The organism is Dyella sp. 01N448, assembly GCF_056399225.1.
Genome location: NZ_JBFTQX010000007.1, coordinates 124049 through 136836 on the forward strand (window position 1 = coordinate 124049; position 12788 = coordinate 136836).

10 protein-coding genes are annotated in these 12788 nt (G+C 63.8%); 3 read left to right on the forward strand and 7 right to left on the reverse strand.

All coding sequences use genetic code 11. The features are described 5' to 3' along the window. Positions 1-35: 35 nt before the first annotated feature. The 4 genes from AC1DKY_RS14500 to AC1DKY_RS14515 all read right to left on the reverse strand — a co-directional run bounded on the left by AC1DKY_RS14500 (position 36) and on the right by AC1DKY_RS14515 (position 4549). The gene (locus tag AC1DKY_RS14500) at positions 36-1355 is read right to left on the reverse strand and encodes an ABC transporter permease (RefSeq protein ID WP_441604474.1); all 1320 of its coding nucleotides are present in this window, start codon (positions 1353-1355) and stop codon (positions 36-38) included. A gap of 10 nt (positions 1356-1365) precedes the next feature. Then, positions 1366-2532 (reverse strand): ABC transporter permease, encoded by a 1167-nt coding sequence (locus AC1DKY_RS14505; protein ID WP_441604475.1) that lies wholly within the window; start codon positions 2530-2532, stop codon positions 1366-1368. Between the two features lie 10 nt (positions 2533-2542). Next, on the reverse strand, positions 2543-3229 hold the full coding sequence (locus AC1DKY_RS14510; protein WP_441604476.1) for an ABC transporter ATP-binding protein: 687 nt from the start codon (positions 3227-3229) through the stop codon (positions 2543-2545). A gap of 72 nt (positions 3230-3301) precedes the next feature. Continuing rightward, on the reverse strand, positions 3302-4549 hold the full coding sequence (locus tag AC1DKY_RS14515; RefSeq protein WP_441604477.1) for an efflux RND transporter periplasmic adaptor subunit: 1248 nt from the start codon (positions 4547-4549) through the stop codon (positions 3302-3304). Positions 4550-4775: 226 nt separating this feature from the next. Between AC1DKY_RS14515 and AC1DKY_RS14520 the strand changes: the two genes are divergently transcribed. The 3 genes from AC1DKY_RS14520 (at position 4776) to AC1DKY_RS14530 (ending at position 7539) form a co-directional block, all read left to right on the forward strand. After that, positions 4776-5462, forward strand: a complete 687-nt coding sequence (locus AC1DKY_RS14520) for a fumarylacetoacetate hydrolase family protein (protein ID WP_441604478.1) — start codon at positions 4776-4778, stop codon at positions 5460-5462. Positions 5463-5541: 79 nt separating this feature from the next. Next, the gene (gene mscL, locus AC1DKY_RS14525; protein ID WP_441604479.1) at positions 5542-5958 is read left to right on the forward strand and encodes a large-conductance mechanosensitive channel protein MscL; all 417 of its coding nucleotides are present in this window, start codon (positions 5542-5544) and stop codon (positions 5956-5958) included. Between the two features lie 141 nt (positions 5959-6099). Then, positions 6100-7539, forward strand: coding sequence for a M20/M25/M40 family metallo-hydrolase (locus AC1DKY_RS14530; RefSeq protein ID WP_441604480.1), 1440 nt, complete (start codon positions 6100-6102; stop codon positions 7537-7539). Positions 7540-7706: 167 nt separating this feature from the next. On the opposite strand, the gene AC1DKY_RS14535 is transcribed toward AC1DKY_RS14530, so the two are convergent. The 3 genes from AC1DKY_RS14535 to AC1DKY_RS14545 form a co-directional block, all read right to left on the reverse strand. Next, the gene (locus tag AC1DKY_RS14535) at positions 7707-10808 is read right to left on the reverse strand and encodes an efflux RND transporter permease subunit (protein WP_441604481.1); all 3102 of its coding nucleotides are present in this window, start codon (positions 10806-10808) and stop codon (positions 7707-7709) included. Positions 10809-10816: 8 nt separating this feature from the next. Further along, positions 10817-11947 carry an efflux RND transporter periplasmic adaptor subunit gene (locus AC1DKY_RS14540; protein ID WP_441604482.1) on the reverse strand — a complete coding sequence of 377 codons (1131 nt, stop codon included), beginning with the start codon at positions 11945-11947 and terminating at the stop codon, positions 10817-10819. Positions 11948-12256: 309 nt separating this feature from the next. Continuing rightward, on the reverse strand, positions 12257-12721 hold the full coding sequence (locus tag AC1DKY_RS14545) for a MarR family winged helix-turn-helix transcriptional regulator (RefSeq protein ID WP_441604483.1): 465 nt from the start codon (positions 12719-12721) through the stop codon (positions 12257-12259). Between the last annotated feature and the right edge of the window lie 67 nt (positions 12722-12788).

The window sequence follows — 12788 nt, forward strand, 5'->3', positions numbered from 1 at the left end:
AGCGGTCGCGCGGTGAGGCCGCGCCACCGCCGCTCTTACAGTTCGCGCAACGCGGTCGTCACCGGCAATCGCGCGGCGCGGATGGCCGGGAAGATGCCGCCGATGAAACCGATGGCGAGCGCCCATTTGAGACCTGTCCAGAGCAGGGCTGGCGACACGCGCAACTCGAAGCTCAATTTGCCCACGGTGCCCGCAGCGAGCGTCGAGGCGCTATAGCCATTGAAGATCACCCAGGCGAGCAAGCCACCGAGCAAGCCGCCGATCAGCGCGAGCAACATGGTTTCCAACATCACCGCGACCACCACGGGCAAGCCGCGAAATCCGATCGCACGCAAGGTGGCGATTTCGCGTGCACGGGCGGCGACGGCTGCGAACATGGTATTGAGCGCGCCGAACATGGCGCCGATGGCCATGATCAGGCCGACCGTAATGCCGACTACCTTGATCACCTTGGTCATGCCTTCGGACTGCTTGCTGAAGTAGTCCAAGGTGGTGCTGACATCCACCTTCAACTGCGGATTGCCTTCCAGCTCGGCCTTGAACTTGTCGTAGGACTTGGGATCAGCCAACCGCACCATCACCGACGCACGACTGCTGCCGCGACGATAGGTGTCGGCCACCACGCTGGCATCGCCCCATATTTCCGAATCCATGGCATCGCCGGACGAGAACACGCCGACCACCGTCCACTGCTGGTTGCCCAGTTTTACGGTATGGCCAGGCACCAGGCCATCGAACTGCTTTGCCGCGCCCTTGCCCACGATCAACTCGCGCATGCCGGGCTGAAAGTTGCGTCCCTCGATGACTTTCACGTTGGGACGCACGGCCCAGGCCTGGTCGCCGACGCCGCGCAGCTGCACGCTGCCTTCGTCGTCCGGGTTGCCGCCCTTGAGTGGAAGATTGGCGGCTACCACCAGCTCCGGCGAGGCGATGGGCTGGCCTTTGCTGTCCTTGGCGATGCCCGCGGCCTGCGGAATCAGCGTCACGCTGTCGTGATCGAGTACCGACATCACTTCGGCCGCCGATGAACCGCGCATCACGATGGCGGTGTCGGCACTGCCGGTCTTGCGCAGCGTCTCCGCATAGCCCTCGCCCATCGCCAACAAGGCGACCAGCACGCCAACCACGCCGGCAATACCGATCACGATGACCGCCGACGATCCGATGCGCTGCCTTAGTGTGCTGATGCCGACGCTCGCCACCGATGCCGCACGCCGACCGCTGCGGGTGAACGCCATCCACAAGGCAAACACCACGGCCAGCCCGATGACGCCCTGCCAGGGCAGGATGACCCAGGCCCACAGCACGATGGCGATCACGATCAGCAAGCCCAGATTGAACAGGAAATTCTTCATGTCGCTCTCCTTAGCGGCCAGCCAATGCATCGACGATGTTCAGCCGCATCGCCCGCATGGCCGGCAATACGCCCACCAGCAGTCCGATGGCGATCATCAGCACCAGGCCCAGGATCCAGCTACCCGCACCCACGCTGGGCAGGTTGAGCATGCCGCCGCTGCCGGCGCTCACGACGGGAATGATCAGCGAGGCCAGGCCAAGCCCGATCACACCGCCGAGCAACAACAGCAGTACGGACTCGGCCAGCACGATGGCGAGCACGGCCTGATTGGAGAAGCCAATCGTCTTGAGCACCGCCAGCTCGCTGGTGCGTTCGCGAACCGCCTGCATCATGGTGTTGCCGGACAACAGCAACAGCGTGAAGAACACCGCGCCCATGATCGAACCCACGATCAGGCCGATATCAGCCAGCTGCTTCATCCAGTTGGCGGTCGCCGCCTGTTCGGTCTGGGTACGCGTCTCGTGATCGGAGTTGGCTGAGATCGCGTCGATCGCCTTGGCCACCTTGTCGGCCTGGTTCACATCGCTGACGCGCGTGACATACCAGCCCACGGTGCCGCGATTGAACGGCGTGGTCTCGTCGAAATACTTCCAGTGCAGCAACAGCATCTGGTCGAAGAAGCCGCCGCTCTTCTTGTCCTTCGAATGCAGGATGCCGACGATGTCGAACGTCCAGTTCTTGCTGCCCTGGCGATCCGGGAAGATGGTCGACTGCAGCGGGATCTTGTCGCCTACTTTCCAGTTGAAACGCTTGGCCAGTTTTTCGCCGACGAGAATGCCCGTTCGCGTATCGTCAAAGGCCTTGCGCTCGGCCGCACTCACCTCGATCTCCGGATAGAGGTCGATGTAGTTCGGTTCCACCGCAAAACTGAAGACCTGGTTGTGCGGGTCCTGATAGGCGCCGCCGAACCAGTTCGCGTAGGTCACCATCTTCACGCCGGGCACCTGCGCAATCTGGGCTTCCAGCGATTGCGGCAAGGTCTGGATGAAGGAGAGTTTCGAACCGGTCTGCAGGCGTTGTGCGCCATTGGCGCTCTGGCCCGCCTGGTTGAACGAGGTACGCACCGCGTCGAGCATGCCGAACAGCAGGAACGCGGCAATGATCGACACGAGCGTAAGCAAGGTGCGGGTCTTGCGCCGGAACAGCGCCGCCCAGATGAGATGGAGATATTTCATCGTCGCATCCTCACGCCAGTGCCTGTTCGACCAGCGTACCCTTGTCCAAATGCAGCGTGTGGTTCGCGTATTCGGCCGCCTTCGGATCGTGCGTGACCATCACGATGGTCTTGCCGTGCTCGCGATTGAGCACGCGCAGCAGCCCGAGCACTTCCTCGGCGGACTGGCGATCGAGGTCGCCTGTCGGCTCATCGCAAACCAGCAGCGTGGGATCGGAAACGATGGCACGGGCAATCGCCACGCGCTGTTGCTGACCGCCGGAGAGTTCGCTGGGCTTATGCGTCGCGCGCTCATCCAGGCCCACCAGCTGCAGCGCGATCGACGCATTCTTGCGTCGCTGCGCGGCTGACAGCTTGGTGAGCAGCAACGGCAACTCCACGTTGCGTTGCGCGGACAGCATCGGCATCAGGTTGTAGAACTGGAACACGAAGCCCACATGCGCCGCCCGCCACTTCGCCAACTGGCCACCGCCGAGCTGGTCGAGGCGCTGACCCGCCACCGTGATGCTGCCGCCGCTGGGCGTATCCAGGCCTCCGATGAGATTGAGCAAGGTGGTCTTGCCCGAACCGGACGGCCCCATCAACGCCAGGAAATCGCCTTCGGCAATATCGAGGTTGATGTGGTGCAGCACTTCCACTTTCTGCTTGCCGCGCTCGTACACCTTGGAGAGGTCGCGGGTTTCGATCAACGTGCTCATGCGTTAGCTCCTGATGCGAATTGTTTGGCACCGTTCCAGGCGATGCATCCGATCACGCGTTGACGAAGCGGATCACTGGGCGGCTTTTGCCGCCAGCTTGACCCGGTCGCCGTCCTTCAATGGCTCCGGCGGCGACACCACCACGATGTCGCCCACTTGCACACCTGTCGGCAGCAGGCTCTGGTCGCCGATTTTCGAGGCGGCCGCAGATACCGTGCGTTGCTGCACGGTGTCCCCGCTGACGATGAACACCACGCCATGACCGTCGCGCTGCGCGATGGCCGCGGTCGGCACCAGCGCGCCCTGCGGTGCGTGTGCCTGCGGCGCTTCCTGCTTCTTTTCCAGGAAGGACACGCGCACGCCCATGTCCGGCACGATGCGTCCGTCCTTCTTCTCCAGCGCCACGCGTACTTTCACCGTGGCCTTGCCGCGATCGGCGGCGGGAACGATGGCGATGACGTGGGCGGGAATCTTCCAGTCCGGATAGGCGTCCAGCACGGCCTCGGCGGGCATATGCGGCTCCACGCGGCCGATATAGGCCTCGTTGACGTCGACGTCCACTTCCAGCGAATCCATGTCAACCACGGTGCCGACGCCCGTGCGGGTGAAACCGCCGCCGGCGGAGAACGGCGAGACGATTTCGCCGACCTGTGCGTCCTTGGTGGTGATCACGCCATCGAACGGCGCGCGGATCACGCAATAGTCGAAGTTGACCCGCGCCTCAACGACCTGCGCATCGGCCGAGGCCGCACTGCGCTGCTGCGAGAGCAGCTGGGCGCGGGTGCTGTCCACCAGCGTGCGCGATTGCTCGGCGACCTGTTTGGCGACCAGGCCTTTCACGGCGAGTCCTTCGTTGCGCACCGCGTCGCGCTCGTTCTGTGCAAGCTGCACCTGGTACTGCGACACCAGGGCGTGCGATGCGGCGGCCGCCGTACGGGCCGCATCAAGTGCGGCCTTGTACTGCGAGTCATCGAGGCGTGCCACTACCTGGCCCTGCTTCACGTGATCGCCCTCTTCAATCAGCACGTCGGTCAGCGTGCCGGTGATCTGTGCCGACACGGTCGCCTGCCGCCGCGCGGTGACATATCCGGTGGCCTGCAGCACCGCACCGGCCGCCGCATTGGCGACCGGCGACTGCGCCTGGGCCGTCTGCACTTCGATGGCCTGCCGGCCCAGCACCAACCACGCCACCCCAGCTGCGACCAACAGGACGAGCAGCACGCCGCCAACGATCCACGGCCAGCGACCGGGTCCCTGGCCATGCTCCTCGCGCAGGTGTTTCTCGATGCGCAGTTCCTTCAATAGATCCGCATTCGCCACACGCTCTCCCTGCCGGTCCGAGCCGGTTCCATGATGCGATACACAATGCTGGAGCGACGCTTCCGCCTCCAGAGGCCCTCATCAGCCAAAGGCGGTGACAGCTGTCACCCGGGCTGACTTGATCGAGGGCAGAGAACGGCCCGGTTGTACTCGCAAGCCCGGATCGAAAAAAGCTGACGTGACAGGGGACTGGCAGGACGGGTCAGCGGTGATACCCTTTCCGCCCATGTCATACGCCATTTCTCCCCCGCCTGTACCGAGCCTGCCGATCATCGGCAGCGACCAACGTTTCCCGCTGCGCCGCATCTTCTGCATCGGCCGCAACTACGCCGAGCACGCCCGCGAAATGGGCGCGACGGTGGACAAGGACACCCCGCTGTTCTTCACCAAGCCGGCCGACGCCGTGGTCACCGACGGTGCCGACGTCGTCTACCCGCAAGCCACCCACGACCTGCACCACGAAGTGGAAATGGTGGTGGCACTGGGCGCGGGCGGACGTGACCTGACCGAACAGCAAGCCGGCGCGCTGATCTGGGGCTACGGCGTGGGTCTGGACCTGACCCGCCGCGACCTGCAGGCCGTGGCCAAGGCCAAGAGCCATCCCTGGGACGTGGCCAAGGGCTTCGATCATTCCGCGCCCGTCTCCGCGCTGCGCCCGGCCAGCCAGGTGACGCTGGATGCCGATACCGCACTCACCTTGACCGTGAACGGCCAGCAGCGCCAGCACGGCCGCCTCGGCGACATGGTGCACAGCGTGAACGAGATCATTGCCCTGCTCTCGACGCTGTTCGAGTTGAAGGCCGGCGACCTGATCTTCACCGGGACGCCTGCCGGTGTTTCAGCGATGCAACGCGGCGACCGGTTTCATGCCGAATTGGCCGGTGTGGCCACGCTCGAGGGCAAGGTCGTCTGAACTTGCGGGCGCGGCTACATGCCGCGTCCACACGGCGCTGAGCTAGAGTGTCGCTGCCATCAAGCCCAGGGAGAGAAGCATGAGCATGCTCAAAGAGTTCAAAGAATTCGCCATGCGCGGCAACGTGATCGACCTCGCGGTCGGTGTTGTGATCGGCGGCGCATTCGGCAAGATCGTCACCTCGCTGGTGGACCAGATCATCATGCCGCCGATCGGCCTGCTCACCGGCGGCGTCGATTTCTCGCAGATGAAGTGGGTGCTCAAGCCGGCCGACAATACCGATCCGGCGCACAAGATTGCCGAAGTGGCTATTGGCTACGGCAACTTCATCAATACCCTGATCCAGTTCCTCATCATTGCTTTCGCGATCTTCCTGGTGGTCAAGGCGATCAATAAACTCACCCGCCGCGAGGAAGCCGCGCCAGCGCCTCCAGCGGCCGACGTGGTGTTGCTCACCGAGATCCGCGACCTGCTGAAGGCGCAGAACCCGAAGTAAGCGACGAGGAACGTTGCGCGGAAAAGGCGCCCAGGGCGCCTTTTTTGTTTTTGATGTTTTTATCCCCGCACCGTGACTTCTGGCCTAAGCAGCCAGAGGCATGCGGGCCATAATCGAAGTTTCCGCCCAAGGAACGTCCCCATGCGTCAACTGCCGCTCACCTTGCTCGCCGCCAGCCTGATGTTTGCCATCGGCTCGGCCCATGCCGCCACCCAGACCACGGTTCCCGCCGCAGCCGTAAAGACGGCCGAACAGCTGCGCGACAAGGCGATGAACGACAACACGGCCTACCAGATCGTCGAGTCGCTGACCACGGAAGTGGGCCCGCGCATTGCCGGCGGTCCGGCCGATCAGCGCGGCCGCGAGTGGGCGATCGCCAAGTTCAAGGCACTGGGTTTCGACAAGGTCTATACCGAGCAGGTCACCTATCCGCTGTGGGAACGCCGCAGCGAACATGCAGCCATCGTGGCTCCGTTCCCGCAGCCGCTGGACCTGATCGCACTGGGCTACTCGGCCGGCACGCCCAAGGGCGGCCTCACTGCCGAAGTGGTGCGCTTCGATAGCCTCGATGCACTGAAAAAGGCCGATCCCGCCAGCGTGAAGGGCAAGATCGTTTACGTCGATGCGCACATGCAGCGCCACAAGGATGGCGCGGATTACGCCATCGGCTCGGGCGTGCGCGTCGGTGGTCCGGTGATCGCCGCCAAGATGGGCGCCGCCGGCTTCCTGCTGCGCTCGGCCGGCACCGATGCCAATAGCCGCACGCCGCATACGGGCGTCACCGGCTTCACCGATCCGAAAGAGGCCATCCCCGCCGCGGCGCTCTCCAATCCCGATGCCGACCAGCTCACGCGCATCCTCGGCTATGGCAAGCCGGTGAGCGTCAAGCTCGATCTCGATGTCGGCTTCAACGGCAGCTATACCGGCGCCAACGTGATCGGCGAAGTCACCGGCAAGAAGCACCCGGATCAGGTCATCGCCATCGGCGGTCATCTCGATTCCTGGGATCCGGGCACTGGCGCGATCGACGACGGCGCCGGCGTGGCCATCGCCATGGCCGCCGGCAAGCTTATCCACGACATGCCGCAGCGTCCGGACCGCACCATTCGCGTCATCGCCTTCGCCAACGAAGAGATGGGCCTGTGGGGCGGTCGCGCGTATGCCGACAAGCATGCCAAGGAAGTCTCGAAGTTTCAGCTCGGCACCGAGTCGGATTTCGGCGCGCGCAAAGTGTGGCTGATGACCGCCAGCGTGAAGCCCGAAGCGCGCGGCGCCATCGAGCAGATCGCCAAGGTGCTGGCGCCGATCGGCGTGGACTACGACGCCAAGAAGCCGGGCGGCGGTGGTTCGGACCTGTCGCAGATGCACGGCAAGGGCATGGCCGCGCTGTCGCTGGTGCAGGACGGCACCGATTATTTCGACTACCACCACACCGCCAACGACACGCTCGACAAGATCGATCCGAAGGAACTGGCGCAGAACGTGGCGGTGTATGCCGCGTTCTCGTACATGGCTGCGCAGGCTGATGGCGATTTTGGTTCGGCGCCTGGGGCGTTTGCGGGTGACGGGACGGAAGAGTGATCGCTCACCACGTGTGATCAAGAGGGCGGCCCACGGCCGCCCTTTTTTTGTCCAGCCATTCACTGTGGGAGCGCACCCTGTGCGCGACAAACCTACGAAGCGGAGACGACGCCTCGCCGCAGTCGCGCACAGGGTGCGCTCCCACAGGAGGTGAGGTGAGGTGACGCTCAGTGGGCTGCTTCGGCTTCGCCCACACGCCGCTTGCGCGACAAACGCGCATTCAGGCGATCGAGATACAGATAGATCACCGGCGTCAGATACAGCGTGAGCACCTGCGACACCAGCAGGCCACCCACCACGGCCAGGCCCAGCGGGCGACGCGTGTCCGCACCCGCGCCAAGTCCCAGCGCAATCGGCAAGGTGCCGGCGAACGCGGCCATGGTCGTCATCATGATCGGGCGGAAACGCACTTGGCACGCTTCGACGATCGCCAACGCCGGCGCAGTGCCTTCGCTGCGCTGCTTCTCCAACGCAAAGTCGATCATCATGATCGCGTTCTTCTTCACGATGCCGATCAGCATCACGATACCCACGAAGGAGAACAGGTCCAGCGGCGCATGGAAGATCATCAGTGTCAGCAACGCACCCACACCGGCCGACGGCAGCCCGGAGAGGATCGTCAACGGATGGATGAAGCTTTCGTACAGAATGCCGAGCACCAGATAGATCACGAACAGCGCCATCACCAACAGCAGGCCCATGCCCTGCATCGAGTCCTGGAACGCCTGCGCCGTGCCCTGCACGCTGCCGGTGATGGTCGGCGGCAGGTTCATCTGCTTCATCGCGCCATCGATGCTCGCGACGGCTTCGCTGAGGCTTACGCCCGGCGCGAGGTTGAACGAGACCGTCACCGCGGGAATCTGGCCCTGGTGATTGACGGTGAGCGCCTGCGGCTTGCGCTCGAAGCTCGCCACCGCATTGAGCGGCACCAATCCGCCACTGCTCGAGGTGACGTAGATCTGCGACAGCACATCCGGATCGTTCTGCAAGGCGTAATAGACCTGCAGGATCACCCAGTACTGCGATGACGCGCCGTAGATGGTGGAAATCTGATTGGCGCCAAACGCCGATCCCAGCGCCGTCTGCACCTGATCCATGCTCAGGCCCAGCGTCGCGAGCTTGTCGCGATTCACGTTCACCACGATGGATGGACCATTGAGGTCCAGATCGCTGGTGACGTCCTGGAAACCGGGCAGCTTGCTGAAGGCGGTGATCACCTTGCCCGACCAGTCGTACAGCGCCGGCGTGTCGATCGACTGCAAGGTGTACTGGTATTGCGCCTTCGATTGACGTCCGCCCACCTGGATCGGCGGCGGGTTCTGGATATAGGCGCGGATGCCGGGCACTTTGGCGAACTTGGCGCGCAACTCCTGGATGATTTCGTTGATGCCCTGCTCACGCTCGCCGGCGGGCTTGAGCGTGAGCGACAGGGAACCGTTGTTGGTGGTCGTGCGCGCACCGCCGCTGCCGACCGACGACATATAGCTCTGGATGTTCGGATCGTCGCCCACGATCTTGGCCAGCTGCTGCTGGCGTTGCGCCATGCTGGCCACGGAGGTGTCGTCCGGACCTTCGACGTTGACGTTGAGCTGCCCCGAATCGCCGGCCGGGATGAAATCCTTGTCGACCACCACGAAAAGCACCGCCGTGGCGACCAGACTGGCCACGAACAGCCCCATGATGCTGCGCGGATGATGCACGGCCCAGGTCAGCGAACTCACGTAGCCGCGGCGCACGCGCTCGAAACCCGCGTCGAACCACAGCACGACTTTGGCCTTTTTCTCGTGCTCGGCATGCTTCAGGAAGCGACTGCACAGCATCGGCGTCAACGTGATCGAGACGAAACCGGAGATCAGGATCGCCACGCTCAGCGTCACCGCGAACTCATGGAACAGGCGGCCGACGATGCCGCCCATGAACATCACCGGCAGGAACACCGCCACCAGCGACAAAGTCATCGAGAAGATGGTGAAGCCGATTTCGCTGGCGCCTTTCAGCGACGCCTCGTACGGGTCCATGCCCTCTTCCACGTGACGCACGATGTTCTCGAGCATCACGATGGCATCGTCCACCACGAATCCGACCACCAGTGTCAGGGCGAGCAGCGAAAGATTGTCCAGGCTGTAGCCCAGCGCAAACATCGCGCCGAACGTACCGACGATGGAGACCGGCAGCGCCAACGCAGGAATCAAGGTGGCGGATGCATTGCCAAGGAACAGATAGATCACCAGCACCACCAGCGCACCGGCGAGCAGCAGCGTGAACTGCACGTCGTTGACCGATTCGCGGATGGACACCGAGCGGTCGTACAAGACCGCCAGTTTGATCGATGGCGGCAAAGTGGCTTCGAACGTGGGTAGCACCGCGCGAATGCGATCGATGGTCGCCACCGTGTTCGAGCCCGGCTGGCGCTGGATCGCGAGCACGATGGCGCGTTCGCCGTTGTACCAGCTGGCGACCTGGTCGTTCTGCACACTGTCTTCGGCCTTGCCCAGGTCCGACAGCCGTACGGGTGCGCCATTGCGGTAGGCCACGATGATGCTGTTATACGCATTGGCCCGCTGCAACTGGCCGTCCGAACGGATTTGCAGCAGCTGGCGATTGCCGTTCAAGGAGCCCGTTGCCAGATTCACGTTGGCGGCGGCGATGGCGTTCTGCACCGTATCGATGCCGATGCCGCTCGCTGCCAGCTTCTGCGGGTCGACGCTGACGCGCACCGCGTATTTCTGGGCACCGTACACACTCACCTGCGCCACGCCGTCGATCATCGACAGGCGCTGGGCCAACTGGGTCTCGGCGTAGTCATCGACCACGGAAAGCGGCTGCGTGCGTGAGCGCAACGTGAGATAGAGAATTGGTGCGTCCGCCGGATTCACCTTGCGGAAGGTCGGCGGCGTGGGCATGTTGGTGGGTAGCTGGCGCTGTGCGGCGGAAATGGCCGCCTGCACGTCCTGCGCCGCGCCATCGATATTGCGATCGAGCTCGAAGGTAAGCGTGATCGAGGTGGCGCCCAAGGCACTGGTCGAGGTCATCGACTGGATGCCGGCAATCGTCGACAACTGATTTTCCAGCGGCGTCGCCACCGCCGTCGCCATCGTTTCCGGCGCCGCGCCCGGGAGGCTGGCGCTCACCGTGATGGTGGGGAAGTCGACATTGGGCAGTTCGTTGACCGGCAGCTTCGGATACGCGACAACGCCAAACACCAGCAACGCCACCATCAGCAGCGTGGTCATCACCGGGCGTCGTATGCACAGGGCAGGCAGGTTCATGTGCTGCCTCAGCCCTTGTCAGTCACGACGTGCACATGGGCGCCGTCGACCAGCAGCAGCTGGCCGTCCGTCACCACGGTCTCGTTGCCGTCCAGGCCTTTCTCGATGACGATCTGCGCGCCCGTCGTGGGGCCCGCCGTGACCATGCGCTGCTGCACCGTGCCGTCTGCATTGGCCACAAACACGAAACTGCCCAGCGGCGAGTTCTGCAGAGCCACCACGGGCACCGTCACCACATTGCTCAGGCGCGTGGTAGGCAACGCCACTTCCACGAACTGTCCCGGCGTAAGCCGGTCGTCGTCGTTGGCGTAGCGCGCCTTGAGCTGGATGGTGCTGGTAGTGGCATCCACCGAGTTGTTGATGAAGTCCAACTCGGCAGCCATCGGCGCTGACTTGGTGCCGGGGATATTCACGGCCACAGGCACCTTGCCGCGCGTCATGCTGGCCTTGATGCCATCCAGGCCCGTCTCGGGCACGGAGAAAGTCACGTGGATCGGGCGTATCTGATTGAGCACGACGATCGAGGTGTCATTGGCAGTGAGCTGCGCGCCGGGATAGACCAGCGGTGCACCGGCGATGCTGTCGAACGGCGCCTGGATCTGCGTATAGCTCAGCTGCGTGCGCGCCAGTTCCACGGCCGCCTGGTCGGCCTTCACCGCAGCGGTATAGATGCTCTGGTTGGCCTTGTACGTGTCGTAGTCCATCTGCGAGACGTAGCCCTTGCCGAGCAAGGGCTGGTAACGCTTGATGATGGTGTTGGCGTTGTCGAGCTGCGCCTGGTCCTTGGCGACATTGCCCAGCGCCTGATCGAGCTGCGCCTGCAGCAGGCTCGGATCGATGCGGATGATGGTGTCGCCCTGCTTCACCTGTCCGCCGGGCCTGAACAGCAAGGCCTGCAACTGGCCGCTGACGCGCGCCTGCACGTTCACCGTCGAAAAGGCTTCGGCGCGACCAATCACCTTCAAGGTGAGATCGAGATCGCCGCGATGCGCGCTGGCCACCTTCACCGGCACCGATGAGGGTGTGGCAGGCGTCTTGGCGGCGGCACGCTCGCCGCCGCGGAACATCTGCGCGGCCACGATCGCGGCGACGATGATCGCTGCCAGCACTACGAGTTTCTTGCGGGACGAACCTTGCATGATGTCTCCGACCACCCACCGCTACCGGCGCGCCCGTCATGCGCCGGGGCGCCGCCACAAAAGGCTGCGCTGCCTGTCCAAAAAGGGGATTGCCGCACCAAGCATGCCCTCGTACATGGGCATCCCTCACCTTCCCGGTGCGTCGCACCAGGCATTGTGATGCAGCCAGCGTCCGTGACCCGCACGACCGACAGCACTTGGCAAATCGTCCGCCGTCAGGCAGACGACATGTTCATCGCAAAATAGTATGGCGGCAGCATGACGCACACCTGCCATAAGGCCTGGGCCGGGGCTAGCTGGGGCGTTGGATCAGACCTCGCCGTCGTCGGGGCTTGCCCCGTTGTCCAGCGCCTGCAGGTTTTCCTTGATGCGGTTGAGCACGCCCAGCGCCTGCTCCAGCTCAGGCACGCTGATACCCTGGGTGGCATCCTTGCGTACACCCTTGGCGATCAGCTCCATATCGGCGATGACGCCGCGCGCCTGGTCGGTGACGTAGAGCCGCCATGCGCGGCGGTCCTTGGGATCGGGGCGACGCTCCACGAAACCGGCAGCCTGCAGGCGATCGATCACCCGGCCCACCGCGATGGGCTCCATTTCCAGCGATTCGGCCAGCTCGGTCTGGCGCAGACCTTCGCGGTGGTAGAGCATCTTGGTGGCCCGCCACTGGGCGCGGGTCAACCCGAATTTCACGGCTCGCCTGTCGAAGTGCTTGCGGAACAGCAAGGTGACATCGTTGAGCAAATAGCCAAACGAAATGTCTTCTGCCTTAGTCATGGCGATGGGTCATTCCCTGCGGGATGGTGTCGTAGCCCAAGCATACGTCGCAACTATTTACGAAGCC